Source organism: Bradyrhizobium sp. AZCC 2230 (assembly GCF_036924495.1).
Classification (GTDB): Bacteria; Pseudomonadota; Alphaproteobacteria; order Rhizobiales; family Xanthobacteraceae; genus Bradyrhizobium; species Bradyrhizobium rifense.
The window spans coordinates 2606058-2627749 of record NZ_JAZHRS010000001.1 but is presented as its reverse complement, the minus strand read 5'-3'; the positions used below and the strand labels follow the sequence as shown (position 1 = coordinate 2627749).

General features: G+C 64.7%; 25 protein-coding genes. 11 read left to right on the top strand and 14 right to left on the bottom strand.

Going from position 1 to position 21692, the window contains the following annotated elements:
* Positions 1-170: 170 nt before the first annotated feature.
* The 5 genes from V1280_RS12900 (at position 171) to V1280_RS12880 (ending at position 4535) form a co-directional block, all read left to right on the top strand.
* Complete coding sequence (locus V1280_RS12900) at positions 171-956, top strand: MotA/TolQ/ExbB proton channel family protein (protein WP_334523978.1); 786 nt, start codon at positions 171-173, stop codon at positions 954-956.
* Positions 953-1639, top strand: coding sequence for a hypothetical protein (locus tag V1280_RS12895; protein WP_334523975.1), 687 nt, complete (start codon positions 953-955; stop codon positions 1637-1639). The genes V1280_RS12900 and V1280_RS12895 overlap by 4 nt, the downstream gene beginning before the upstream one ends.
* Complete coding sequence (locus tag V1280_RS12890; RefSeq protein WP_334523972.1) at positions 1632-2237, top strand: hypothetical protein; 606 nt, start codon at positions 1632-1634, stop codon at positions 2235-2237. Before V1280_RS12895 ends, V1280_RS12890 begins: the two co-directional genes overlap by 8 nt.
* 117 nt (positions 2238-2354) lie before the next feature.
* A complete protein-coding gene (locus tag V1280_RS12885; RefSeq protein ID WP_334523969.1) occupies positions 2355-3095 on the top strand; it encodes a metallophosphoesterase family protein in 741 nt (246 codons plus the stop codon).
* Between the two features lie 6 nt (positions 3096-3101).
* Complete coding sequence (locus V1280_RS12880; protein ID WP_334523966.1) at positions 3102-4535, top strand: serine/threonine protein kinase; 1434 nt, start codon at positions 3102-3104, stop codon at positions 4533-4535.
* A gap of 6 nt (positions 4536-4541) precedes the next feature.
* Here V1280_RS12880 and V1280_RS12875 read toward each other — a convergent pair whose 3' ends face one another.
* From V1280_RS12875 to rpe, 4 genes are all read right to left on the bottom strand, one after another.
* Positions 4542-4733 (bottom strand): hypothetical protein, encoded by a 192-nt coding sequence (locus V1280_RS12875; protein ID WP_334523963.1) that lies wholly within the window; start codon positions 4731-4733, stop codon positions 4542-4544.
* A gap of 22 nt (positions 4734-4755) precedes the next feature.
* On the bottom strand, positions 4756-4935 hold the full coding sequence (locus V1280_RS12870; RefSeq protein ID WP_334523960.1) for a hypothetical protein: 180 nt from the start codon (positions 4933-4935) through the stop codon (positions 4756-4758).
* 4 nt (positions 4936-4939) lie between these two features.
* On the bottom strand, positions 4940-5077 hold the full coding sequence (locus tag V1280_RS12865) for a hypothetical protein (protein WP_334523957.1): 138 nt from the start codon (positions 5075-5077) through the stop codon (positions 4940-4942).
* Positions 5078-5228: 151 nt separating this feature from the next.
* Complete coding sequence (rpe, locus tag V1280_RS12860; protein ID WP_334523954.1) at positions 5229-5930, bottom strand: ribulose-phosphate 3-epimerase; 702 nt, start codon at positions 5928-5930, stop codon at positions 5229-5231.
* 255 nt (positions 5931-6185) lie between these two features.
* Between rpe and V1280_RS12855 the strand changes: the two genes are divergently transcribed.
* On the top strand, positions 6186-7022 hold the full coding sequence (locus V1280_RS12855; RefSeq protein WP_334523951.1) for an EF-hand domain-containing protein: 837 nt from the start codon (positions 6186-6188) through the stop codon (positions 7020-7022).
* A gap of 16 nt (positions 7023-7038) precedes the next feature.
* Here V1280_RS12855 and V1280_RS12850 read toward each other — a convergent pair whose 3' ends face one another.
* On the bottom strand, positions 7039-8034 hold the full coding sequence (locus tag V1280_RS12850; RefSeq protein WP_334523948.1) for a P1 family peptidase: 996 nt from the start codon (positions 8032-8034) through the stop codon (positions 7039-7041).
* A gap of 51 nt (positions 8035-8085) precedes the next feature.
* On the bottom strand, positions 8086-10890 hold the full coding sequence (locus tag V1280_RS12845; protein ID WP_334523945.1) for a PAS domain S-box protein: 2805 nt from the start codon (positions 10888-10890) through the stop codon (positions 8086-8088).
* A gap of 239 nt (positions 10891-11129) precedes the next feature.
* Between V1280_RS12845 and V1280_RS12840 the strand changes: the two genes are divergently transcribed.
* Positions 11130-11516, top strand: coding sequence for a response regulator (locus tag V1280_RS12840; RefSeq protein ID WP_334523942.1), 387 nt, complete (start codon positions 11130-11132; stop codon positions 11514-11516).
* Positions 11517-11591: 75 nt separating this feature from the next.
* On the opposite strand, the gene V1280_RS12835 is transcribed toward V1280_RS12840, so the two are convergent.
* From V1280_RS12835 to V1280_RS12815, 5 genes are all read right to left on the bottom strand, one after another.
* Positions 11592-12710, bottom strand: coding sequence for a branched-chain amino acid ABC transporter substrate-binding protein (locus V1280_RS12835; protein WP_334523939.1), 1119 nt, complete (start codon positions 12708-12710; stop codon positions 11592-11594).
* 171 nt (positions 12711-12881) lie between these two features.
* Entirely contained in the window at positions 12882-13625 is a 744-nt protein-coding gene (locus tag V1280_RS12830; protein WP_334523936.1) for an ABC transporter ATP-binding protein, read from the bottom strand.
* Positions 13622-14455, bottom strand: coding sequence for an ABC transporter ATP-binding protein (locus tag V1280_RS12825; protein WP_148773095.1), 834 nt, complete (start codon positions 14453-14455; stop codon positions 13622-13624). Before V1280_RS12825 ends, V1280_RS12830 begins: the two co-directional genes overlap by 4 nt.
* The gene (gene livM / locus V1280_RS12820) at positions 14452-15777 is read right to left on the bottom strand and encodes a high-affinity branched-chain amino acid ABC transporter permease LivM (RefSeq protein WP_148773096.1); all 1326 of its coding nucleotides are present in this window, start codon (positions 15775-15777) and stop codon (positions 14452-14454) included. The genes V1280_RS12825 and livM overlap by 4 nt, the downstream gene beginning before the upstream one ends.
* Before the next feature lie 13 nt (positions 15778-15790).
* Complete coding sequence (locus V1280_RS12815; protein ID WP_148773097.1) at positions 15791-16708, bottom strand: ABC transporter permease subunit; 918 nt, start codon at positions 16706-16708, stop codon at positions 15791-15793.
* Between the two features lie 286 nt (positions 16709-16994).
* Between V1280_RS12815 and V1280_RS12810 the strand changes: the two genes are divergently transcribed.
* Both V1280_RS12810 and V1280_RS12805 read left to right on the top strand, forming a co-directional pair.
* Positions 16995-17153: a hypothetical protein gene (locus V1280_RS12810; protein WP_187436909.1), complete on the top strand. Its 159-nt coding sequence runs from the start codon at positions 16995-16997 to the stop codon at positions 17151-17153.
* Positions 17154-17346: 193 nt separating this feature from the next.
* Positions 17347-17877: a hypothetical protein gene (locus V1280_RS12805; protein WP_334523921.1), complete on the top strand. Its 531-nt coding sequence runs from the start codon at positions 17347-17349 to the stop codon at positions 17875-17877.
* Here V1280_RS12805 and V1280_RS12800 read toward each other — a convergent pair.
* From V1280_RS12800 to V1280_RS12790, 3 genes are read right to left on the bottom strand one after another with little or no spacing between them, the layout of a single operon-like run.
* A complete protein-coding gene (locus tag V1280_RS12800; RefSeq protein ID WP_028142897.1) occupies positions 17839-18231 on the bottom strand; it encodes a carboxymuconolactone decarboxylase family protein in 393 nt (130 codons plus the stop codon). The two genes, V1280_RS12805 and V1280_RS12800, sit on opposite strands and share 39 nt — an antisense overlap.
* 20 nt (positions 18232-18251) lie before the next feature.
* Positions 18252-19034, bottom strand: a complete 783-nt coding sequence (pcaD, locus tag V1280_RS12795) for a 3-oxoadipate enol-lactonase (RefSeq protein ID WP_334523916.1) — start codon at positions 19032-19034, stop codon at positions 18252-18254.
* Between the two features lie 36 nt (positions 19035-19070).
* The gene (locus tag V1280_RS12790; protein ID WP_334523913.1) at positions 19071-20426 is read right to left on the bottom strand and encodes a 3-carboxy-cis,cis-muconate cycloisomerase; all 1356 of its coding nucleotides are present in this window, start codon (positions 20424-20426) and stop codon (positions 19071-19073) included.
* Positions 20427-20597: 171 nt separating this feature from the next.
* Between V1280_RS12790 and V1280_RS12785 the strand changes: the two genes are divergently transcribed.
* Together V1280_RS12785 and V1280_RS12780 are read left to right on the top strand one after the other, a co-directional pair.
* Complete coding sequence (locus V1280_RS12785) at positions 20598-21044, top strand: SRPBCC family protein (RefSeq protein WP_334523910.1); 447 nt, start codon at positions 20598-20600, stop codon at positions 21042-21044.
* A gap of 138 nt (positions 21045-21182) precedes the next feature.
* Complete coding sequence (locus V1280_RS12780; RefSeq protein WP_237865742.1) at positions 21183-21668, top strand: (2Fe-2S)-binding protein; 486 nt, start codon at positions 21183-21185, stop codon at positions 21666-21668.
* Positions 21669-21692 lie beyond the last annotated feature (24 nt).

The window sequence follows — 21692 nt, the reverse complement described above, 5'->3', positions numbered from 1 at the left end:
AAAGTTTGGTAAGCTCAGCCTAACAACGCGGTCGCGCCTTGCCAATTGCGAGGCGCGGCAAGATTGCAGCTCGGGCAATTTTCCCAAGCCGGATTGGGCATGGGTCTTTGGACCGGGCGCGGCGGCTTTGATCTAATTGGGGTGGAATCGCGGGTCAGGAGCAGTGCAGCATGAGTTCGATGACGATTGGACCGATCGCGAACACCGCGACCGACCCATCCGAGCGCAGCGCGCTGCTGTTCTGGATGATTTTCACAGGGCTATCGATCTTCGCCGTCGTGCTGCTGTGGCGGTTCGGCCTGATCCATCTGATGCTGACCTCGGACCGGACCTACATTTCGAGCGTGATCGCGGTGCTCTATATCCTGACCTGCGGTCATTGCTTCCTGCGCACACGGGCGATTGCGCGTGAGGGGGCGGCTGCACGGCGCTGCCGCGCGGTGCTGGCGGCGCCCGACGGCGGCAAGGTGCTCGATGCGAGCGCGACTACGCTGCCGCGCGGGCTGGTCCGGGATCACATCGAGAGCCTCGTGACGAAAGCGGCCGCGCAGGATTACCGCCCGGTCGACCAGACGCTGCTGCTGCGGACGCTTGCCGACCGCCTGCGCGGCTCCAACGGGTTCGGTGCCTTCGTCTCCGACACGCTGATGAAGCTCGGCCTGCTCGGCACCATTATCGGCTTCATCATCATGCTGGCGCCAATTGCCGGGCTGGATGCCGCCGACAAGGTTGCGATGCGCTCCTCAATGGGGCTGATGAGCGACGGCATGGCGGTTGCGATGTACACGACGCTGGCGGGTCTCGTCGGTTCCATCCTGGTCCGCATCCAGTATTACATGCTGGATTCCGCGACCCAGCGGGTGTTCTCCGATGCCGTGGTGCTGACCGAGACCTATGTGACGCCGGTGCTGGAGCGCCATGGCGCTAAAATCAAAGGCGCTGGAACGCCGTCATGATGGATGATTTCGGTCTCTATCCGCGCGAGGAGCCGTTCGATCCGCTGGGCGTGATGCTGTTCAAGGCGCTCCAGGTGGTCGCCTTCCTGTTCTTCCTCGCGCTGCTCGCGGTCTCTCCCGATGCCAAGGAGGGCAAGATCGACTCCAAGGCCGAGCTCATGATCACGCTGGACTGGCCGGACAATCACCCTGACGATCTCGACCTGTTCGTGCAGGATCCCGCCGGCAACATCGCCTGGTATCGCCACCGCGAGGCCGGCTTCCTCACGCTCGATCGCGACGATCGCGGCGGGGCCAACGATTTCATCATGGTCAACGGCAAAAAGATCGCTTCGCCCATCCGCGAGGAGATCGTGACGGTGCGCGGCATCGTCGCCGGCGAATACACCGTCAACGTCTCGCATTTCGTCGCCACGACCGGCGAGCCTGTCACAGCCAATGTGAAGGTGCAGAAACTCAATCCGACCGCGCAGGTGGTCTTCGACAACAAATTCACGCTCGACCATACCGGCGATGAGAAGACCGCGGTGCGGTTCCGGCTCGATGCCGAGGGCAAGGTCATCGATGTCAGCCAAAGGCCGAAATCGTTGATGGAGACCTTCCGCAGCACCTGGCGCAACGGGGCCGATCTCGATCCGAGGACCGGTGTGAGCAAGAACGCTACGAGGATCCGCCGTGATTAATTTGCAGGCGGTGATCCTCTCGCTGTCGGTCGCCTATGCCGTGATCGGCGCGCTTCTTCTGATCGTGCTGGTCTATGCACGGCTGCACTGGTCGCTGAAGGCGGTCGCGGTGGTCGTGACCAGCGCCTTCTACGTCGTCAGCTTCACGGAAATGCGCGGGCTGCTCGGCTGGGCCAGCACCGATAGGCTGCCCACCGCGTTCAAGCTGCTGAAGGCGCGGATCGTCGAGCCACATTCGCGGGAGGGCGATCCCGGCTCGATCTATCTGTGGGTCGAGGAACTCGATGAAGATCACCGTCCGAGCGGCATCCCGCGCGCCTTCCGTGTCCCCTATAATGACACCCTGGCCGACAGGACCCATGCAGCCGAGAACGAGATCGCTGCGGGCCACCCGCAAGGCGGACGCGCGGCGGATTTCGGCGGCGGTGAGGGCAGCCTGATCGATATGGTCCGGGAATATGTAACGCCCAAGGTCATCATCGAGACCAGCGGCGGCGATTCCTCGACCGGAGAGTTCAATGCCCCGCCGGCCGGCGCGCAAGGCGCCGTCTTCACGCCACTGCCACCACCCCGGATGCCGCCCAAGGACGAGCAATAGGCTCTTCACCATTGCAGATGCGCGGCGCTGGTCAACCGCCCGGCGTTGGCGCATCTTGCCCGCCTCCCTCAAATTGGCTTTATCAGCGTCAATTAAGAATTTGAGGGTGGAGGGTGCGTGCTTCTCGCTGTCTTCTCGGATATCCACGGCAACCGGCAGGCGTTCGAGGCGTGCCTGAAGGCGGCCCGCGCGAAGGGCGCGGAGCGGTTCGTCATGCTCGGCGATTTCGTCGGCTATGGCGCCGATCCGGAATGGGTCGTGGATACCGCGATGGAGCTGGTCGCCCAGGGCGCGGTCGCCGTCCGCGGCAATCACGACCAGGCGGTGAACTCCTCGTCCGAGACCATGAACAATGAGGCCCAGATTGCGATCGAATGGACGCGCGGACGGCTCGACGTCGCGCAGCGCCGGTTTCTTGCCGAGCTGCCGATGCTCGTCGAGGACGGCGACCGTCTGTTCGTGCACTCGGAAGCGTCTCATCCCCAGCGCTGGCACTACATTCGCTCGACGGCGGACGCCGCCAGGAGCCTGATATCGACCCCCGCCCACGTGACCTTCTGCGGCCACATTCACCGTCCCGCGCTCTATTCGATGTCGGTGACGGCGAAGATGACGGGCCTCTTGCCCAAGACCGATGTTTCAGTGCCACTCCTGCGCGGGCGGCAATGGCTGGCTGTGCTCGGTGCGGTCGGCCAGCCGCGCGACGGCGATCCATCGGCGGCTTTCGTGCTGTTCGATACGGTCTCATGCCAGATCACGTATTGCCGCGCCCCCTATGACGTCGCGACCGCGGCGAACCGGATCCGCGAGAATGGGCTGCCGCACTGGCTCGCCGACCGGCTGTCGGAAGGGCGCTAGAGGCCGATGCCGAAACCCCTGGTCAAACCCGGCGCCGTCATCGACGGCTACATCATCGGCGAATGCGTGCATGCCGGCGGCATGGCAACGCTCTGGACCGTCACCCAAGCCGGCATAGACGCGCCGCTGCTGATGAAGATTCCGAGGGCGTCCGAGGGCGAGGACCCGGCGGCGATCGTCTCCTTCGAGATGGAGATGATGATCCTGCCCCGGCTGACAGGACCCCATGTGCCGCACTGCTACGGCACCGGCGATTTCGCGCATCAGGCCTACGCCGTGATCGAGCGCATTTCAGGGACGACCCTCTACAAGCGGCTGCCCGACCTGCCGCTGCCTTACGACGAGGTTCGGCTGCTCGTCGCGAAGATCGCGACCGCGCTCGCCGATTTGCACCGGCAGAACGTGATCCATCACGACATCAAGCCGAGCAGCATCATGTTCCGCGACAATGGTGAAGCGGTGCTGATCGACTTCGGCCTGTCGCATCATAACCATCTGCCCGATCTGTTGCAGGCGGAGTTCCGCCTGCCTTACGGCACCGCGCCCTATATGGCGCCGGAACGTATTCTGGGTGTGCGCGACGATCCGCGCAGCGATCTGTTTTCGCTCGGCGTGCTGCTCTATTTCTTCACCACCGGCGAACGTCCCTTCGGCGAGGGCGAGACGCTGCGCGCGATACGGCGCCGGCTGTGGCGCGATCCTTATCCGCCGCGTGCGCTCCGCAGCGACTATCCGCCCTGGCTCCAGGAGGTGGTGCTGCGGTGCCTCGAGATTGAGCCGGACTGGCGTTATCCGACAGCGGCCCAGCTCGCCTTCGATCTGACCCATCCGGACCAGGTCAAGCTCACGGCGCGTGCGGAGCGGATGAAGCGCGATCCCCTCAGCGTCGCCTGGCGGCGCCGTTTCAACCCCGACGTCAAGCCGTCGGGTGCGAGATCGGATCTCGCGACGCAGATCGCGATGAGCCCGATCGTGACAGTCGCGCTCGATACGGCGGAAGGTGCGCCGGAACTGAACGAGTCGCTGCGGGTCACCACGGAGCGCATCCTGGCGACGCTGCCGTCAGCCCGGCTCGCCTGCGTCAATGTGTTGAAGCTCAATCGCATTGCCGTCGACAAGACGCTGGACGAGCAGGGCTCCAACAAGCACATCGACCGCCTCGTCGCGCTCCGGCATTGGGCCACGCCGTTGAAGCTGGACGAGAACCGGCTGTCGGTTCATGTGCTGGAGGCGGTCGATCCTGCCACGGCGCTGCTGGAATTCGCCGAGATGAACTCGGTCGACCATCTCATCATCGGGGCGCGGCAAAATTCGTTCAGGCGTACCTGGCTCGGCAGCGTCTCGGCCAAGGTGGCTGCAGAGGCCACCTGCACCGTCACCGTGGTGCGGCCGCCGCGGATGGCTGCTGCGAAACCAGACGCCGGCGTGGTGTGGGGCTAGGAAAGATCAGGCCGCGTGGGCGGTGTGGACCGAGCGCTTGCGGCGGATCGGCCAGGAGAACTGGGGCCCCGGCTCGCCGTGATCCGCACTGCCGCCGAAATACTGAATGATCTCGCGGCAGGGTTCGCAGTTGAAGAGGTTACGCGACGCTGACGCCTTGGTCATTTCCTTGAGGCAGTTCGGGCAATGCGGTTTCATCAGTCTTGGTCCAGAAAAGATTTCAATGCCGGCGCGGTGACCGGAATGGGTGGTCCAGGTCCGCCGTCTCGGCGCCGGGATCATCGCGCATCTCGCCTTCGGTGCGCTCGATCCGGCCGAAGAAATAGTCGAGGTTTGGATGCGGACGACGCGGGATGCGGCACCTGCGTTTCGGCTGACGCTTCACGAGGGCGATCTGCATGGCATCAGGCCCGATAGCGGTGGCCGATGATGCGGATCGAACGCGCCGTGACCCTTACCGGTCCGGCCGACGGGCCGAACACAACGAACGCACAAAAACCGATCCACAACGCCACGCCAGTCCAAACCAGGGTCGTCGTCATGATGTGCTCCTGTCCAATCAGGCAGGAATCACTAGCGGTGATTTGCACGAATCAGGGAAGCCCGGAGGAGTACGGGTCGTGGTTGCAATTGTAGGCATTGCGCGCTGCAACACCCGTAAGTACCGCAGGTTTGCGGCCGCGTAGCGGTGCTTCAGATCGCTTCGCCGCGGGCCCCGAGCGCCGCATTGCGGATCGCTGCGATGTTGGCCTTGTAGGCTTCCTGCGTGCCGCCTTTGAACACGGAGGTGCCGGCGACGAAGGCATTGGCGCCGGCGGCTGCCAGTGCGCCCGCATTGTCGGGGCCGACGCCGCCGTCGACTTCGATGTCGATCGGCCGGCCCGCCGTCATCGCGCGGATGTCGCGGATCTTGCCGATCGCGGAATGGATGAAAGCCTGGCCGCCGAAGCCCGGATTGACCGACATCACCAGCACGAGGTCGACCAGGTCGAGCACGTATTCGAGCACGCTGATCGGCGTGCCCGGATTGAGCGAGACGCCGGCCTTCTTGCCGAGCGCGCGGATCGCCTGCAGCGAGCGGTGCAAATGCGGACCCGCCTCGGCATGTACGGTGATGTGGTCGCAGCCGGCCTTGGCAAAGGCCTCGAGATAGGGATCGCAGGGCGAGATCATCAGATGGGCGTCGAACACCTTCTTGGTGTGCGGGCGCATCGCCTTGATGACGTCGGGGCCGTAGGAAATGTTGGGAACGAAGTGTCCGTCCATCACGTCGAGATGGATCCAGTCGGCGCCTGCGGCGTCCACCGCGCGAACCTCCTCGCCGAGCTTGGAGAAATCCGAGGCCAGGATCGAGGGCGCGATTGCCAGGGGGCGGGGGGCGAAGGCTTGGGTCATGGCGCTGTTTCCCGTGGCGGCCGAAGGGACGAATGGCCTCGCCTAACATGGGCTCCTCGGCCGGGCAATGCAGGGAGGGCGAGCTTCCTGTGGGCGGAAAATTCTGCCGTCGGCGGCATGAATTGCCGATGTTCCCCGGTCCTGAAAAGTGCGGCGGATACGGATTTCATTGAGCTTTTCGCGCTGGCACGTCGCTTGCTGATCTTACGGCCAGAACATTGGCCGCGGCATGCCGCATGGGTTGGAGTTGTTGCAATGTTGTTTGCGCTTGGCGCCGTCTCGGGTGCGCTCGATGCCATTCAATCGCTGACGAACTCGAAGTCCTCGTCGTCGACACAGAAGACCGGATCGTCGCAAGGCGCGACCGATCCGTTCGCGATCGACACCAGCAGCAACAGCACGAGCAGTGGTGCGACCTCGTCGGTCAATTCCGGCAATTGCGCGCAGATCTCGCCGGAGACGATGAGCGCGCTGATCGCCGCGCAAAGCCAGTCGTCGGACAGTACGAGCGCCACCAGCAGCTCGACCAGCTCCACATCGTCGAGCGCGACGTCCTCGACATCGACCAGCCAGGACGACGCGTTGAAGGATCTGTTCTCGCAGATCGACGCCAATGGCGACGGCCAGATCACCAAGTCGGAGTTCGAGAACGCGCTTGGCGCCGGCGGCACCAATCTCGCGCAAGCCGACGACGTGTTCTCCAAGCTCGATAGCAATTCCGACGGCAGCGTCAGCCTCGACGAGATGTCGAAGGCGCTGAAGGGCGCCGGCGGCCATCATGGCGGCCACCATCACGCGCAGGCCGCGAGCGGCTCGGGCGATGCGTCCGGCAGCAACTCGGATTCCTCTTCGTCCTCGTCGAGCGGCGGGTCGACCTCGACCACGTCGACCGGCGCCGACGGCTCGACCACCACCACCGTCACCTATGCCGACGGCTTCAAGATGACGACCACGGTGCCGGGCGCCTCCAGCTCCTCAAATGGATCGGGCGCAGGCAATTCGCCCTATGACTGGTTTGCGCAGATGATGCAGCGCCAGGGGCAGGGATCGTCCGCTGCCTCGGCCTCTTCATCGATGTCGATGAGCGTGTAAACGCGCTCTGGAAGCCCTAGCCAAACCGGTCTTTCCACGCCGGCAGTGCGCCCGGGAACGGCAGCGCGGTCGCGCTGTAGATGCCGCGGGCGATCGCACGTGCGACGACGTTGGCGGCGACCATGCCGAGCTCGGTGAGGCCTGCGATCGGATCGATCGGCTGCGCGCATGTCGCGGCGGCGAACAGAACGTCACCATCGGTCGGGGCATGCACTGGATAGATCGCGCGCGCGAGGCCGGTATGCGCGATCATCGCCAGCCGCTTGGCCTGGGGCTTGGTCAGCACGGCGTCTGTGACGACGACGCCGATCGTGGTGTTTTCGCGCTCGGTTGCGGCGGGGCCACCCTTGATGCGCATCCTGAGCATGTCGTTGGTAAATTTGTCAGGCAGTCCACGGCCGCCGAACTCGCCGTCGACCTCGAACGGCGCCGCCCAAAACCATGGTCCGTCGCCGACGGTGGCGCTGCCGACCGCATTGACGGCGATGAGCGCCGCGACTGTGATGCCGCTGCTGGTGACGGCGGACGCCGAGCCGAGGCCGCCCTTGAAAGTCGCTGTGGTGGCACCCAATCCGGCACCAACGCTGCCGAGCGCGAACTCGGTGCCGGCGGAGACAGCAGCTGCGTAGCCGAGATCGCGATAGGGCGCGAAGCGGCCCCACGCCTTGTCGCCGCCATTGAGCAGATCGAACAGGATCGCGCCCGGGACGAGCGGGATCAGCGCCTCGCGGACGCGGAAACCGCGGCCCTGCTCGGCAAGCCAGGCCTGGATGCCGCCGCCGGCCTCGATCCCGAAGGCGGAGCCGCCGGACAGCGCGATCGCATCGACGCGATCCTGTGTGCTGGCAAGGTCGAGCAACGTGTCCTCGCGCGTGCCGGGACCGCCGCCGCGGACATCGATCGCCGCGACCGCCGGCTGGTCGAACACGATCGCCGTCGTGCCCGAGGCAAGTTTTGCATCATGGGCGTGGCCGACGCGGACGCCGGCGATATCGGTGAGGAGGTTCTTCAAGGACGGCACTCCGCTGCATCGCCTCAGCGATAGCGCAGGCGAGCGGCACGCTCAACTCGCCAGCGCCGTCCTGAGCATCTTGGCGAGCTCCGACTTGCGGTAGGGCTTTGCCAGCAGCAGCACGCCGGAATCGAGCCGGCCGTGATGGACGATGGCGTTTTCCGTATAGCCCGAGGTGAACAGCGTCTTCAGCTCGGGGCGCCGCCGCGCTGCCTCGTCGGCGAGCTGGCGACCGTTCATGTTGCCGGGCATGATGATGTCGGTGAAGAGCAGGTCGATGTCCTTGTCGGTATCGATGATGACGAGGGCTTCGGCCGCGTTGGCGGCTTCGAGCGCGGTATAGCCGAGGCTCTTGACCTGGGTCATGACATACTGCCGCACCAGCGTGTCGTCCTCGACGACGAGGATTCTCTCGTCGCCGCCGGTAATGGGCACGTTCTGGAGCGCTTCGTACTCGGTCTCCTGCACGCCGGTGGAACGCGGCAGGTAGATCTTCACGCTCGTGCCGTGGCCTTCCTCGCTGTAGATCTTGATGTGGCCGCCGGATTGCTTGACGAAGCCGAACACCATGCTCAGACCGAGGCCGGTGCCCTTGCCGACCTCTTTGGTGGTGAAGAACGGATCGAACACCCGCTCGATCAGGTCCGCCGGGATGCCTGAACCGGTATCGCTCACCGCGATCATCACGTAATTGCCGGCGACGACGTCGGGATTCATGCTGGCATAGCCGTCGTCGAGGAAGATGTTGCGGGTCTCCAGCACCAGCGTGCCGCCGTCCGGCATGGCATCGCGCGCGTTCAGCGCGAGATTGAGGATCGCGGTGGAAAGCTGGCCCGGATCGACCAGAGCGGGCCAGGCATCCTCGGTGAGCTGCGGCAGGATGGAGATCTGCTCGCCGAGTGTCGGGTGCAGCAGCTTGGCCGCCTCGAGCGTCAGCGCATTGACATCGATCTCGCGCGGCTGAAGCGGCTGCTTGCGGGCGAAGGCGAGCAGGTGCTTGGTCAGCTGCGCGCCGCGCTCGGCGGCATCGTCGATCAGCTTGGTGATGGCGGCGAGCTCTGGCCGGTCGGCGACCGCATCCGCCAAGATGCCGATCGTGCCGGTGATGACGGTGAGCACATTGTTGAAATCGTGGGCGACGCCGCCGGTCAGCTGGCCGATCGAATCCATCTTCTGGACCTGCCGGAACTGGGCCTCCGCAGCCTGCTTCTCGGTGAGGTCGCGGCCGATGAAGAAATGGCGCTTCACCGGCTCCGACCAGGTGCCCATCCAGTTCAGCGTGACCTCGTGGCCGTCAAAATGGTAGTAGCGCGCCTCGAAGCTGCGCTTGGTCTGGCCGCGGCGCGCCGCGCGCATCTCGCTGCGCGTATTCTCGAGGTCGTCGGGATGGATGAAGTCGGTCGCGCTGTGTCCGATCATGTCCTCCGGGCTCAAGCCGAGGATGTCCTTCACGCTCGGGCTGACCTGGATGAAATTGCCAAAACCGTCGGTGACCAGGATCAGGTCGCGCGACGTCTCGAAGATGCGCTGGCGCTCCTCGGTCTCGCGGCGTAGCTTCTCGCGCGATTGCTTTTCCTCGGTGATGTCATGGGCGATCTTGGACGCACCGATGATTTGCCCGCCGTCCGATCGCAGCGGCGAGACGTTCAGGACGACGTCGAGTTGACGGCCATCCTTGCGGATGCGCACCGTCTCGTGCTGGGCAATCGACTCGTTGCTGCTGATGCGGTTGAGCATGCCCCTGGCTTCGGCCCTCTGGTCCTCCGGCACAACGAGGTAGATCGACTGGCCGACGGCCTCGGCGGCAGGATAGCCGAACAGGCGCTCGGCAGCCTTGTTCCAGCCGGTGATGATGCCGTCGAGCGACTCGGTGATGATCGCATCGTTGGAGGACTCGACGACGGCGCCATACAGCGCGAGGCGTTTCGAGTAGAAGTCGCGATCCGAGGCCGACTGTTCGCGCAGCCGGCCGACCAGGTCCACCGTCGTCGCCTGGAGGCGGACGTTCTCGATCAGGAGCACGGCGAGCACGAAGCTCGCGGCGCAGAGGCCGTAAATGCGCCCGGCGTAGAAGCCGAGATCGTAGCGGGCGACATTGACGATCGCCGACAGCGCGATGTCGAACAGCCAGGCGCACATCGTGACCATGAGCCAGACGTCGATCACCGTATGCGGCTTGCGGAGCCACAGCGTGATCAGCGCCGCGAAACTCAACGACCAGACGAATGACACCACGCCGATCATGGTGGTGGTGTATCGGCCGTCCCTGAGCAGGACCGGCAGCAGATCGTGCTGCGCCGTGACGAACCAGGCAATGACGACCATCGCCGCAACCACGCCGAGGACGGCGAGCATGATCGGACGGCCAGCCGGTCCGTCGATCTTGTTGCCGCCGTTGCCGTCCTTGAGCCAGCCATAGGCCAGCACGAACAGCGGGAATCCCCCGTGCCAGATCATGTACAGCCAGACGGTGGTCTGCAAGCTCGCGCCCAACAGCCCGGTCGGTGCGAACAAGCCCGGGAAGGTGAGGGCGTGGGTCACCGCCGCTGCTGCGGTGAACAGATACCCGGTCGACAGCAGCAGCAGCGCGCGGCTGCGCAGCACTGCGAATTGCGACAGCAGCAGAACCGCGGTGATGATGTCGCTGACGGCAAGCGCCGATTGGTAGCTGGACACGAAGGCCGGTACCTGGATCAGCGGCGTCCCTGCGAAGGGGACAGCCAGCGCGAACAGGATCGCGGAGACGCCGACGATCGCCAATGCTGCAGTGCGATCGCTCTGCGCGGCCGGCAAGGTCGAAAGAAATGTGCTTCGGTCGTTCTTTGCGTGCACGTTGACCTCTCGCTGGGTCGGCATGGGTAGTCCACATGACTGCGTTGGCCGGCTGCCTTTGGTCTCCATGGTAGCCGGCTCCGGGCGCATGTCCTGAGGGAACGCGCCCACGACTCAACCGAGGGTTACAGCTTACTTAACTCGGACAGGGAATCGGAATAGGGAATCGGTAAGGTTGGCTTTACTGGACCGACCCATGCTGCCTTGGCGGACGTCGCCGTTGAATTGAACCAATTAATGATATGAATCTGGGAGTTGTTCCCATGCCCCGTGTCCTTGTTGTCGATGACCAGAAGGACGTCCGCGCCATGGTCTCGATCGTCCTTCGGGTCAACCGTTATGACGTAGTTGAAGCGGAGAGCGGCGCGGCCGGCCTAAAGGCCTTCGGCGAGGACGTTTTCGACGCTGCGATTGTCGACATTTTTCTGACTGACACCAGCGGTATCGAGGTTATGGCCGCTATTCGCGAGCGGGTTCCCGGATTTCCGATCGTGGCGGTATCGGGCATGACTGCGCTGGACTTCATCGGCGAGGCGCCCGGCCTTGACGGCGTGGTCTGCCTGCAAAAGCCGTTTCGGCCGAACGATCTGCTGCAAGCGCTCCAGAAGGCCCAAGAGGCTGCGGGCGGAGAATTGTCCGCAGCCGTCTGATCGGACTGCAAGAGAAAACGCCCCGGCGAACCGGGGCGTTGACGTCGGTCTGGCTAAAGGGTCAGCCGTCCTGTCTCAGGTGCCGGAGCCCTTGATCTCGGCGTAGTTGCCCTTGGCGTCCCACTTGTAGACGACGTAGTCGAGCTGCTTGATGTCGCCCTTGGCGTCATACTCGATCGGGCCGATCACGGTGTCCCACTTGCCGGCCTTCATCGCTTCCATGACCTTCTTGGCGTCGGTGGTGCCGGCCTTCTTGGCCGCCTGCGACCAGACCTGCATCGCCGCGTAGGTGTAGAGCGTGTAGCCCTCGGGGTCGATGTTCTTGGCCTTGAAGGCGTCGACGATCTTCTTCGCGGTCGGCTTGTTGCGCGGATCGGGGCCGAAGGTGAACAGCGTGCCCTCGCCGGCAGGGCCGGTGATGGAGGCGTACTCCTTGTCGGCAAGCGCGTCGCCGGCCATCAGGATCGTCTTGAGGCCCTGGTCGCGCATCTGGCGCAGGATCAAGCCGCTTTCCTGGTGGTAGCCGCCGACATAGACGAGATCGATGTTGTCACGCTTCAGGCGCGAGACGATCGCGTTAAAGTCCTTGTCGCCCTTGTTGTAGGACTCGTACATCTTCTCGGTGATGCCGGCCTTGTTGAGCGCCTTCTTGGTCTCGTCCGCCAGACCCTTGCCGTAGGTGGTCTTGTCGTTGAGGATCGCGATGTTCTTGCCCTTGAAGTTCTTGGCGATGTACTGCGCCGCGATCAGGCCCTGCTGATCGTCACGGCCGCAGACGCGCGCCACGTTCCAGAGCTTGCGCTCGGTGAAAAGCGGGTTGGTCGACGCAGGTGTAATTTCAAGCACGTTACCGTCGGCATAGGCTTCCGACGCCGGGATCGACGACGACGAGCAGTAATGCCCGGTGACGAAGGGGATCTTCGCACCGGCGATCTTTTCCGCAATCGAGCGCGCCTGCTTGGGATCGCAGGCATCGTCCTCGACATTGAGCGCGAGCTTCTTGCCGTTGACGCCGCCGGCGGCGTTGATATCAGCCACGGCCATCTCGGCGCCGTTCTTCATCTGCCGGCCGAATGCGGACTCCGTGCCTGTCATCGGGCCTGCGACTGCGATGGTGACATCCTGCGCGAATGCCGCGCTCGACAGCGCGATCGAAGCGCCGAATGCCAGACCGATGAGCTTCAGTGATTTCATGAGATACCTCGTGGGTGATCGCCTGTGGAAGTTGCCGGGTTGGCCCGGTTCAAACCGGCGCCATTCTTGATTGAATCCCGGGAGAAGTCACCGGCAAAATACGGGCACAAGCGCAGATATTTCGGCGCATTCCGCCGCACTGAACCGGGGCTCAGCCCCGACCTGGGCGGCTCAGCCGTGCCGGCCGCCTTCCAGATAGGCGGCGCGAATCTCGGGGCGCTGCAGCAACTCGGCGCCGGTTCCGGCAAGCGTGATCAGGCCATTGACCATGACGTAGCCGCGGTGGGCGAGCTTGAGCGCATGGTTGGCGTTCTGCTCGACGATCAGGACGGTCAGGCCGTCCTGCCGGTTCAGGGTCCGGATCGCGTCAAAAATCTGGCGGGCGATCAGCGGTGCGAGCCCGAGCGAGGGTTCGTCGAGCAGGAGCAGGCGCGGGCGGCTCATCAGGGCGCGCCCGATCGCCAGCATCTGCTGCTCGCCGCCGGACAGCGTCCCGCCGCGCTGGACGTAGCGTTCCTTCAGCCGCGGAAACAGCGTGAACACGCGCTCCAGCGTCGCCTCCCGCTCCGCATCGGTGCATTCGGTGGCGTCCGCGCCCATCTGGAGGTTTTCCGCCACGCTCATGCGCGGAAAGATGCGGCGGCCTTCCGGCGACTGCGCGATACGCAGATGCGCGATCTCGTGGGTGGATACGTCGGTGATGTCGCGGCCTTCGTACAGGATCTGGCCGGCACGGGCGCGCGGCTTGCCGAAGATGGTCATCATCAGCGTCGATTTGCCGGCGCCGTTGGCGCCGATCATTGCCACGATCTCGCCGGCATTGATCTCGACGTCGACGCCCTTCAGCGCCTCGATCTTGCCGTAGGCAGCGCGCAAGCTGCGAATCGCGAGCAGGGGAGCGGGGGCAGACGTCACGACCCGCTCTCCATCACGGCCACAGCCTCGTCCTCGTCGGTGCCGAGATAGGCGGCGATCACCTTGGGATCGTCGCGGACCTCTCGCGGCGTGCCCTGCGCGATCTTCACGCCGTGGTCCATCACCACGATGTGGTCGGAGATCTCCATGACCACGGACATGTCGTGCTCGATCAGCAGGATCGAGGTGCCGAGCTCGTTGCGGATCGACAGCAACAGCTCGCTCAGCGCGGCGCTCTCGCGCGCATTGAGGCCCGCGGCGGGCTCGTCCAGGCAGAGAAGCGCGGGCTCGGTGCACATCGCGCGCGCGATCTCGAGCCGGCGCTGGTCGCCATAGGCGAGATTGCCGGCAGCATCATCGGCGCGGTCGAGCAGGTTGATCCGCTTGAGCCAGTCGGTAGCAAGCGCGATCGCCCGCTTTTCGGCGTCGCGATAGGTGGGGACGCCGATCAGGCCGAGAAACGTAAAGCCAGAGGCAAGCATCAGCGCGTTGTGCTGCGCCACCATCAGGTTCTCGAGCGCGGTCATGCCGGGAAACAGCCGGATGTTCTGGAAGGTGCGGGCGACCTTGGCCTGCTTGGCGATGCGGAAATCGTTGAGCCGCTCCAGCGCGATCTGCCGGCCATCGTCATGGGTGAGGCGGATGGCGCCGCCGCTCGGCTTGTAGAAGCCGGTGATGCAGTTGAAGACGGTGGTCTTGCCGGCGCCGTTCGGTCCGATCAGCGCGGTGATCTTCTTCCGTTCGGCCGCAAACGACAATTCCTGTACGGCAACGATGCCGCCGAAGCGCATGGTGAGCTGCTCGACGCTGAGAATTGGTTCGCCGCTCATCCGTGCCCCTCCTTGACGAGGTCGGAGGAGATGGCTTGCGCCTTGGTCAGGTACACGGTCGGTGCACGATGGCCGATGATGCCGCGCGGCCGCCAGATCATGATCAGCACCATCGCCATGCCGAATACCAGCATGCGGTAGTTCTCGAGGCTGCGGAACAGCTCGAAGCCGCCGATCATTGTGAGTGCCGCAAGCGCGACGCCGAGCTGGGAGCCCATGCCGCCGAGCACGACGATGGCGAGCACCAGTGCCGATTCCTGGAAGGTAAAGGATTCCGGGCTGATGAAGCCCTGACGGGTCGCGAAGAACGCGCCGGCAAAGCCGCCGAACATCGCGCCTGTTGCGAACGCCGTGAGCTTGGTCGTCGTGGTGTTGATGCCGAGCGCGCGGCAAGCGACCTCGTCCTCGCGCAGCGCCTCCCAGGCGCGGCCGATCGGCAGGCGGCGCAGGCGGATCGTGACCCAGTTGGTCAGCAGCGCCAGCGCCAGGATCAGATAGAACAGGAAGACGATGCGATGGGTCGGCGAGTATTCGATGCCGAGTTTTGCAGCCAACCCGTCGTCGCTGTTGTCGAGCGGAATGCCGAAGAAGGAAGGGCGGGGAATGCCGGAGACGCCGTTCGGACCACCCGTCAGCTCCTGCCAGTTGATGATCACGAGACGGATGATCTCGCCGAACGCGAGCGTCACGATCGCGAGATAGTCGCCGCGCAGGCGCAGCACGGGAAAGCCGAGCAGCACGCCCCAGAACGCGGCAAGGATGCCGGCGAGCGGCAGGCAGACCCAGAACGACCAGCCGAAACTGGTGGCGAGCAGCCCGTAGGAATAGGCGCCGACCGCGTAGAAGGCGACGTAGCCGAGATCGAGCAGGCCGGCGAGCCCGACCACCACGTTGAGGCCCCAGCCCAGCATCACATAGGTGAGCACGAGGATCGCGAGGTCGAGGATGTAGCGCTGGTTATAGAAGATCACGGGCACCAGCAGCGTGAAGATCAGAAGCGCTGGCGCGAGGTAGCGGCCGATGAACGATATCCCGCTCTGCACGGCCGGCGGCACGAGTTTCTCGGCGCCCGTCGGGCCGATCCATTGCCTGAGCAGCTCGATCACGATCGAGCCGCCGAACACTGCGCCGACGAGCGCGGCGAGGTCGCCGAAGCGCGTCCAATAGGTGAGCTGGCCGTCGGAGCCCGCCTCGGTACGGATGCCGACCATCAGCGAGAACAGCACCAGCGCGATCGCTGCGTTGATGAAAGCGGTCTTCAGAAGGAAGGGGATGCCGGCGGTGCGACTTGCGTTGCTGGTCTTGTGCGGGGTGGCTGTCACGCGGGGCGGTCCGTCAGACTTTTTCGACTTCGGGACGGCCGAGCAGGCCGGTCGGCATGAAAATCAGCACGACGATCAGGATCGAGAACGCGGCGACGTCCTTGTACTCGACCGAGAAATAGGCCGACCAGAACGTCTCGATCAGGCCGATCGCGAGGCCGCCGAGCATGGCGCCCGGCAGCGAGCCGATGCCGCCGAGCACGGCGGCGGTGAAGGCCTTGATGCCGGCGACGAAGCCCATGAAGAAATCGACCAGGCCGTAATAGAGCAGGTACATCAGGCCGGCGACCGCGGCGAGCGCAGCGCCGATCACGAAGGTCATGGAGATGGTGCGGTCGACGTCGACGCCGAGCAGCGCCGCCATGGTCTGGTCCTGCTCGCAGGCGCGCATGTCGCGCCCGAGCCTTGTGCGCGAGACCAGCCAGGTGAAGATCGCCAGCAACACGATGGTGGTGATGACCACCAGGATCTGGACGTTGGAGAGCCGGATCACGAAGCCGTCCGCGCTCTCATGCAGCGTGTAGCCACCGGTGATAAGGGGAGGGATCGGCTTGACGCGCGCGCCTTGCGCTATCTGAGAGTAGTTGGTCAGCACGAAGGACATGCCGATCGCCGACAGCATCGGTGCGAGGCGGAAGGAATGGCGCAGCGGCCGGTAGGCGATGCGTTCGATGGTCCAGCCATAGAGCGCCGTGATCGCCATCGAGACCAGCAGCACCACCAGCAGGATCACAGGGATCGCGGTCAGGCCGAGCGAGATCAGGATCAGGAAGGTGATCAGTGCGATGAAGCCGCCGATCATGAAGATGTCGCCATGGGCGAAATTGATCATGCCGACGATGCCGTAGACCATCGTGTAGCCGATCGCGATCAGGCCGTAGATGGAGCCAAGCACGAGGCCGTTGATGAGCTGCTGGGTGAAATAATCCATAGGCTGCCGTTACCCAAACCTGACGCGACTCAAAGGGAGGTCTTCGAGAGAGTGCTTAAGTTTCTTCTCGGGCCCCGGCAGCCCTTGAGCGTTCTTCCCGTTTTGTAACAGGAGGGAACTGGCGGCTGCAACTGGTCATGTCTCGGCATAAAGGCTTGTACAGAGGTCATTTCGGTTTCGGGTGTCATATCGCAGTTCCCGCAACTGCGAGGAACCGGGTTCGCGGAGCAACCAAAGTCGATCCTGACGGTTATTCCGCACTGACGTCCAACAAGGAGTTCCCCCAATGACGAACCAGCAGAACCAGAAGCCGGGCCAGCAGAGCCAGAACCCCGGCCAGCAGGGCGGTGGCCAAAAGCCCGGCCAGCAGCAGCAGGATCCGCAGCGCCAGGGCGACAAGCCCGGTCAGCAGCAGGGCGGCCAGCACCGTCAGGACGACAAGTAGAGTTGGGGACCAGATCTGGGAGCCCGGGAGTGACGGAGGCCCCGCCGCAAGGCGGGGCCTCTTCTCGGGCGGCGGCACGCACCGGGCCGGTTAAGGTAAACAAAGGGTTTAAATTGCCGCCACAGTCCGATGCGAGTTAGCTCCCGGCAAAGCCTTCCCTCGAAGGCGGGTAGCAGGCGAAGCGGGAAGCGGCATGTTCAGGAATTGGCGGATCGGCTCGGTCAACGGCGCGCTGGTGGCGGCTTATTTCATTCCGGCCTGGACGATGGTCGCCTTCAACATCATGGTGGCGCCGGTGCACGGCCTCTATGAGCGGCCGAGCGTTGCCGTGGCGCTGTTCCTCAGCGACCAGCTTCAGATGTCCGGCCTGAGCACGGTGCGCGCCGCCTGGCTGCTGGCGCTCGGGCGGCTGACCGTGGTGGCGTTCTTCGCGATCTATCTTGCGCTGCTCGCCATTCCGCGCACCCGCAAGAGCGGGGCCAGCGACGAGGCGCTCGGCATTGCGCTCGCGATCGGCAGCCTGATCTCGTTTGCGAGCATGGTGATGGCCTCGAAGGTCGGCGAGATGGCCGCGCTTCGGCTGCACGCCACCGAGCTTCTGCTGCTGCTCGGTGCCGCGGTCGTGCTGGTGATCGAGCGGCCGGCGGCTGCGCCGAAGACCGTCGACGTCGCAGACACAGCGCCGCTAGGTCTTGAGCAGGCCGAGCTCCTGCACAATCGCTGAGGCTTCCTTGACGGCGTGGTTCGCCGCCGGAACGCCGCAATAGATCGCCTGCTGCAGCAAGATTTCCTTGATGTCGTCGGGGGTGAAGCCGCCCTCGGCAAGCGCCGCGCGCACGTGCAAGCGGAATTCGTCCCATTGCCCAAGCGCGACCATGGTGCCGATCACCAGAACCCGCCGCGTGCGCTCGTCGAAATGCGGCCGCGTCCAGATCTCGCCCCAGGCGTAGCGGGTGATCATGTCCTGGAAGTCGGTGTTGAAGGCGTTGCGGTTGGCGATCGACTTGTCGACCCAGGCATTGCCCAGCACTTTTCGGCGCACGTTCATGCCGGCATCGCGGCGCTTCTGATCGTCCATGTTGTTTCTCCGGATAGCGACTAGCGCTGCGTCAGGAATCCCACCACCGCGTCGGTAAACGCGTGCGGCTGCTCGACATTGGAAATGTGGGCGGCGTCGATGATGGTCATGCTCGCGCCGGGAATATTCGAGCGGATCAGCTCGCCCGCGGAGATCGGGGTTGCCTGGTCGTGGCGGCCGGCGATCACCAGCGTCGGGCTCTTGATGTCAGGCAGCAGCGCGCGCTGGTCGAGGGTCGACAGCGCCTCGCAGCAGGCCAGATAGCCCTCGACCGGGGTCGCGAGCAGCATCGCCTTCATCCTGGCGGTGATGTCAGGCTCGCGCTCGCGGAAATCCTGGGTGAGCCAGCCGGCGATCACGGCGTCGGCGACCGCGGCGATGCCGCCCTTCTTCACCGCGTCGATGCGCTCCAGCCATCTGGTCGGCTCGGCGTAATAGCAGGAGGTGTTGGCGAGGATGAGCTTGCCGAAGCGCTCCGGCGCATTCGCGCCCAGCCATTGCCCGACCATTCCGCCCATTGACAGGCCGCACCAATGCACCTTCTCGATGTTGAGATCGTCGAGGATCGCAAGCACGTCGCGGCCGAAACGTTCCATCGTATAGGGCGCGGGGGCTACGCTTGACTTACCGTGGCCGCGGCGGTCGTAGCGGATGACGCGGAACACCTGCGTCAGCGCCTTCATCTGCGGCTCCCACATCTGCAGCGTACAGCCGAGCGAGTTGGAGAGCATCAAGGTCGGTCCGCCGTCGCGGCCCTCGACGGAGACGTTGATCAGGCAACCGTCGGCATCGATCATGGGCATGCGGCGTCTCCGTTTTATGTCCGCTCCAAGGCTGCTCTATTCGCGGTCGAGGCTGTCGAGCAGCCGGTCAATCAAGGCCTGCGACGCCCCCTGATAGGCCATCGGCTCAAATAATGCCGCTATTTTCTCGGGCGTCAGATGCGCAGTGACCTGCGAATCGGCGGCGAGAATTTCGCGCAGATGTTTCTTCTCGGCAACCGCGCGCTTGCTGGCGGCCTCGATCAGATGGTGGGCGTCGCTCTTGCCGATCTTGTCGGCCAGCGCAAAGGTGACGGCTTCCGCCATGATCAGCCCGTGCGTCGCATCGAGATTGCTGCGCATGCGCGCGGCATCGACGTCCAGCCCTTCGGCGATGTCGACGATGGCCGCAAGTGCGCCCGAGGTGACCAGCATCAATTGGGGCAGCGTCGGCCATTCCGCGTGCCAGGGGCCGGCGCTGCGCTCGTGGTCCTGCACCTGGGCCGCAAAAATCGTCGCGGCGAGTTGCGGCGCCATGGTCGCGCAGCCAAGCGCGCTTGCGGCCGCGACCGGGTTGCGCTTGTGCGGCATGGTCGAGGACCCGCCGCGGCCCTCGCCGGCGGGCTCGAAGGCTTCACCGACATCGGTCTGCATCATCAGCGAGACGTCGCGCGCGATCTTGCCGCAGGTGCCGGCGAGAATCGCGAAGCTTGAGGCGGCCTCCGCGATGCGGTCGCGATGGGTATGCCAGGGCGCTTCGGGCAGCGGCAGGTTCAGCTCCTGCGCCAGCCGTTCGGCGACCGCGAGCCCGTTGTCGCCGAGAGCTGCGAGCGTGCCGGCGGCGCCGCCGAATTGGAGCGCAAGGCCCTCGCGGCGGAGCCGCCGCAGGCGGCCGCGGGCGCGGGCGAGGCTCGAGGCATATTCGGCAGCCTTCAGCCCGAACGGCATCGGCAGCGCGTGCTGAAGCCAGGTTCGTGCCACCATCGCGGTGTTGCGATGGGCGCGGGCAAGTGTCGCAAAGCCCTTGATGGCGCGGCTGAGATCGGCGTCCAGCGCATCGATTGCCGCGCGAAGCGTGAGCATGGTCGCGGTGTCGATGACGTCCTGGCTGGTCGCGCCCCAATGCACGTAACGCGCAGCCTCGCTGTCGGCCTTGCCGACATTGGCGGTCAGCGCCTTGACCAGGGGGATCGCGAGATTGCCCGACCGGGTCGCGGCCTCGGCCAGCACAGCCATGTCGAAGGTGTCGGCCTTGCAGGCAGCTTCGATCGGGCCCACTGCGGATGCGGGAATCACACCCGCGGCGGCCTCGGCCCGGGCCAGGGTTGCCTCGAAATCGAGCATGTTTTGCAGGGTGGACCGGTCGTCGCAGACGGCGCGCATGGCAGCGCTCGACAGCATCGGCGCAAGCAGGGGGGAGAGGGCTGTGCTCATGTTGCGCCGGACCTAATCACCATGCTCCGGCTCTGCCAATCCCTGACCGACCGCACAAGGCATTTTGCAGGTGCGAATATGCATTGCACGTGACCGGGGGCTGCCCTTTCCTTTGCGGCCTCCGTGCGTTACTTGAGCATCCCCACCTTTTGCGATCCCGGGAGGCACCCCATGGCCATGACAATGAACGGCGAAGTCCAGCTTGCGGCGCCGCGCGAGGCCGTGTGGGAGAAGCTCAATGACCCCGCGGTGCTGAAGGCCTGCATCCCCGGCTGCGAGGAGCTGGAGAAGACCGACGACGGCGGTTTTCGCGCAACGGCGAAAATGAAGGTCGGCCCGGTCTCGGCGCGCTTCAAGGGCAAGGTGACGCTGAGCGATCTCGACCCGCCGAACGGCTACAAGATCTCGGGCGAAGGCGAGGGTGGCGTGGCCGGCTTTGCCAAGGGTGGCGCCGTGGTGAAGCTTGCGGAGAAGGACGGCGGCACGCTGCTGTCCTACGAGGTCGAGGCGCAGATCGGCGGCAAGTTGGCGCAGCTCGGGCAGCGGCTGATCAACGGCACCGCCAAGAAGCTCGCTGATGAGTTTTTCGCGAATTTCGCCAAGGCGGTACAGGCCTGAACGTCCTCGCTTTCGTCATGGCACCTTGCGCCCGGGGCAATATTGCCCCCGGCCATAATGGCCCATATGATGGGTTGGAATAATTATAAAAAAGAACCGCTTCGACGGGACCCGTCGGGGCGCTGATAGAGAGTGCTTATGGCAAAAATCTCCCTTATCGTGAACGGCAATCCTGTTACCGGCAATGTCGACCCGCGTACGCTCCTCGTGCAGTTCCTGCGCGAGAATCTGCGGCTGACCGGCACCCATGTCGGCTGCGACACCTCGCAGTGCGGCGCCTGCGTCGTGCATCTCGACGGCAAGGCCGTGAAATCCTGCACCACCCTGGCCGTGATGGCTGATGGCCACGAGGTCAAGACCATCGAGGGGCTGGCGGCCGATGGCGCGCCGCTGCATCCGATGCAGGAGGCCTTCCGTGAGCACCATGGCCTGCAGTGCGGCTTCTGCACGCCCGGCATGATCATGACCGCGATCGACATCGTGCATCGCAAGGGCAATGAGCTCGACGACCACACCATCCGCGAGGAGCTGGAAGGCAATCTCTGCCGTTGCACCGGCTACCAGAACATCGTCGCCTCGATCGCCGCCGGCGCGAAGGCGATGGCGAAATCCGATCTCGCGTAACCCGCGCACGCATCCCGCGATCAG

Excerpts from the sequence above, each read along its gene's own strand:
- V1280_RS12900 (WP_334523978.1), top strand. The coding sequence starts at position 171 with ATGAGTTCGATGACGATTGGACCGATCGCGAACACCGCGACCGACCCA.
- V1280_RS12895 (WP_334523975.1), top strand. The coding sequence starts at position 953 with ATGATGGATGATTTCGGTCTCTATCCGCGCGAGGAGCCGTTCGATCCG.
- V1280_RS12880 (WP_334523966.1), top strand. The coding sequence starts at position 3,102 with ATGCCGAAACCCCTGGTCAAACCCGGCGCCGTCATCGACGGCTACATC.
- V1280_RS12875 (WP_334523963.1), bottom strand. The coding sequence starts at position 4,733 with ATGAAACCGCATTGCCCGAACTGCCTCAAGGAAATGACCAAGGCGTCA.
- V1280_RS12870 (WP_334523960.1), bottom strand. The coding sequence starts at position 4,935 with ATGCAGATCGCCCTCGTGAAGCGTCAGCCGAAACGCAGGTGCCGCATC.
- V1280_RS12865 (WP_334523957.1), bottom strand. The coding sequence starts at position 5,077 with ATGACGACGACCCTGGTTTGGACTGGCGTGGCGTTGTGGATCGGTTTT.
- rpe (WP_334523954.1), bottom strand. The coding sequence starts at position 5,930 with ATGACCCAAGCCTTCGCCCCCCGCCCCCTGGCAATCGCGCCCTCGATC.
- V1280_RS12855 (WP_334523951.1), top strand. The coding sequence starts at position 6,186 with ATGTTGTTTGCGCTTGGCGCCGTCTCGGGTGCGCTCGATGCCATTCAA.
- V1280_RS12845 (WP_334523945.1), bottom strand. The coding sequence starts at position 10,890 with ATGCCGACCCAGCGAGAGGTCAACGTGCACGCAAAGAACGACCGAAGC.
- V1280_RS12840 (WP_334523942.1), top strand. The coding sequence starts at position 11,130 with ATGCCCCGTGTCCTTGTTGTCGATGACCAGAAGGACGTCCGCGCCATG.
- V1280_RS12835 (WP_334523939.1), bottom strand. The coding sequence starts at position 12,710 with ATGAAATCACTGAAGCTCATCGGTCTGGCATTCGGCGCTTCGATCGCG.
- V1280_RS12825 (WP_148773095.1), bottom strand. The coding sequence starts at position 14,455 with ATGAGCGGCGAACCAATTCTCAGCGTCGAGCAGCTCACCATGCGCTTC.
- V1280_RS12815 (WP_148773097.1), bottom strand. The coding sequence starts at position 16,708 with ATGGATTATTTCACCCAGCAGCTCATCAACGGCCTCGTGCTTGGCTCC.
- V1280_RS12810 (WP_187436909.1), top strand. The coding sequence starts at position 16,995 with ATGACGAACCAGCAGAACCAGAAGCCGGGCCAGCAGAGCCAGAACCCC.
- V1280_RS12805 (WP_334523921.1), top strand. The coding sequence starts at position 17,347 with ATGTTCAGGAATTGGCGGATCGGCTCGGTCAACGGCGCGCTGGTGGCG.
- V1280_RS12800 (WP_028142897.1), bottom strand. The coding sequence starts at position 18,231 with ATGGACGATCAGAAGCGCCGCGATGCCGGCATGAACGTGCGCCGAAAA.
- pcaD (WP_334523916.1), bottom strand. The coding sequence starts at position 19,034 with ATGCCCATGATCGATGCCGACGGTTGCCTGATCAACGTCTCCGTCGAG.
- V1280_RS12790 (WP_334523913.1), bottom strand. The coding sequence starts at position 20,426 with ATGAGCACAGCCCTCTCCCCCCTGCTTGCGCCGATGCTGTCGAGCGCT.
- V1280_RS12785 (WP_334523910.1), top strand. The coding sequence starts at position 20,598 with ATGGCCATGACAATGAACGGCGAAGTCCAGCTTGCGGCGCCGCGCGAG.
- V1280_RS12780 (WP_237865742.1), top strand. The coding sequence starts at position 21,183 with ATGGCAAAAATCTCCCTTATCGTGAACGGCAATCCTGTTACCGGCAAT.